Raw genomic sequence first — 2,207 nt, forward strand, 5'->3', positions numbered from 1 at the left:
CCCGAGAACCGGGCAACCACCCGCGGCCCGCCCCCGACCTGCACGAACCGGCCGAACGGGCGACCCCGGCGTCACCTTCCGGACACACGGCCGGCCGCAGGCCGACGAGCGCGCACTCACCCTGAAAACCGTGAACTGCGGCTGACGCCCACGGAAGGATCGCCTCCCCTCAATCGCCGCGGTACAGCTCCTCGATCTCCTCTTCGTGGTCCCGGACGATAGCCGTCCGTTTCAGCTTCAGCGACGGGGTCAGGTGCCCGCGGGCCTCGGTGAACTGCCCCGGCAGGATCGTGAAGCTGCGGATCGACTCGGATCGGGACACCAGCCGGTTCGCCTCGTCCACCGCCCGCTGGAGTTCGGCCCGCAGTTCCTCGTCGCGGACCAGCTCGCGCATCGGCATGCCCTCCTTCCTCCGCATCGCCCGCCAGTGCGCGAGCCCCTCCGGCTCCAGGGTGATCAGCGCGGTGATGTACGGCCGGTTGTCGCCGACGACCAGGCACTGGCCGACGAGCGGGTGTGCCCGCAGCCAGTCCTCCAGTGGGGCGGGGGCCACGTTCTTGCCGGCGGAGGTGATGATCAGGTCCTTCTTGCGGCCCGTGATCGTGAGGTACCCCTCGGCGTCGAGTTCGCCGATGTCCCCCGTGGGGAGCCAGCCGCCGGCGGCGAAAGGGGCGTATCCCGCGGTCGTGTTCCAGTAGCCGGCGAAGACGTGTCGGCCCCGGAGCAGCACCTCGCCGTCCTCCGCGATCCGGACCGCCGTGCCGGGCAGGGGCCAGCCGACCGTCCCCAGCCGCGGTTTCTGCGGCGGGGTCACGGTGCTGGCTCCGGTCGTCTCGGTGAGCCCGTAGCCCTCGAAGACCTCGATGCCGGCTCCGGTGTAGAAGGCGGCGAGCCGCCGCCCGAGGGGTGATCCGCCGCTGAGGACGTAGCGCACGCTCCCGCCGAGCGCCGCGCGGATGCGCCGGTAGACGAGGGGGTCGTACAGGGCCCGGGCGACGCGCAGGCCCAGCCCCGGGGTGTTGCCTTCGGCGGTTTCGCCGTAGCGCTGCGCGATGCGCGCGGCCCGGTCGAAGGAGGAGGCGCGGCCCATGCGTTCGGCAGTGGCACGGGCGGTGTTGTAGACCTTCTCCAGGACGTACGGGATGGCGAGCAGGAACGTGGGCCGGAAGCCGGCCAGGTCGGCGAGGAGCTCCTCGGTGTGCAGGCTCGGCGCGTGACCGAGTCTGACCCGGGCCCGCAGGCATCCGACGGCGACCATGCGGCCGAAGACGTGGCTGAGCGGCAGGAACAGCAGGGTGGACGCTGGTTCCTTGCTGACTGACCTGAAGACGGGGTGCAGCAGTTCCACCGCGTTGTCGGCTTCGGCGAAGAAGTTGGCGTGGGTGATGACGCAGCCCTTGGGCCGGCCGGTGGTGCCGGAGGTGTAGATGAGGGTGGCGACCGAGTCGGGCGTACGGGCGGCCCGGCGGGCGTGCACGACGGCGTCGGGCACCTGTTCGCCGGCCTTGACCAGCCGGGCCACGGCGCCGGTGTCGATTTCCCACAAGTGCGCCAGCCAGGGCAGGTGGGGCCGTTCGGCGCTGATGAGACGGGCCTGGGCGGTGTCCTCTACGACGCAGGCCACGGCGCCGGAGTCCTGGATGATCCAGCGGGCCTGGAAGGCGGAGGAGGTGGGGTAGACGGGTACGGTGACCAGCCCGGCGGCCCAGGCGGCGAAGTCCAGCAGGGTCCACTCGTAGGTCGTACGGGCCATGATCGCGAGCCGGTCGCCTTCCCGCAGTCCCTCCGCGATGAGCCCCTTGGCGACGGCGAGCACCTCGGCTGCGAATCGGGCGGCGGTGACGTCGTGCCAGGTCCCGTCCGGTGCCTTGCGGGAGAGGACGGTGGCACCGGGGGCCTCGCGGGCGTTGTGGAACGGGATGTCGCCGAGCGAGCCGCTCTCCGGAACCGCGGCCAGAGCGGGCACCTCGGCCTGCCGCACCACCCCGTCGACGACGGTCCTGACGGGCTCGACCAGCTTCGGCGCGGTCTGCAGTTCCACGGCGCTCTCCTCGGCTCACCACGGGGACATGCGGTTACCGCCGGTAATGTACGCACGGGCAGTCACGCTGAACACCCCGCGCGCGGACCCGCACGGAACCGCCACCGAACCCGCACCCGCCCCGCCCCGGCACCCGGCCGCTTCCGCCGATCCCTCAGGTCCGGGT

The 2,207-nt window shown here is 72.0% G+C and carries 1 protein-coding gene; it reads right to left on the reverse strand.

Features of this window, described 5'->3' with window-relative positions:
• Positions 1–169 precede the first annotated feature (169 nt).
• The gene (locus tag HYE82_RS36080) at positions 170–1,984 is read right to left on the reverse strand and encodes an AMP-dependent synthetase/ligase (protein WP_309144569.1); all 1,815 of its coding nucleotides are present in this window, start codon (positions 1,982–1,984) and stop codon (positions 170–172) included.
• Positions 1,985–2,207 lie beyond the last annotated feature (223 nt).

This window comes from Streptomyces sp. BR123 (assembly GCF_013401435.1).
Classification (GTDB): Bacteria; Actinomycetota; Actinomycetes; order Streptomycetales; family Streptomycetaceae; genus Streptomyces.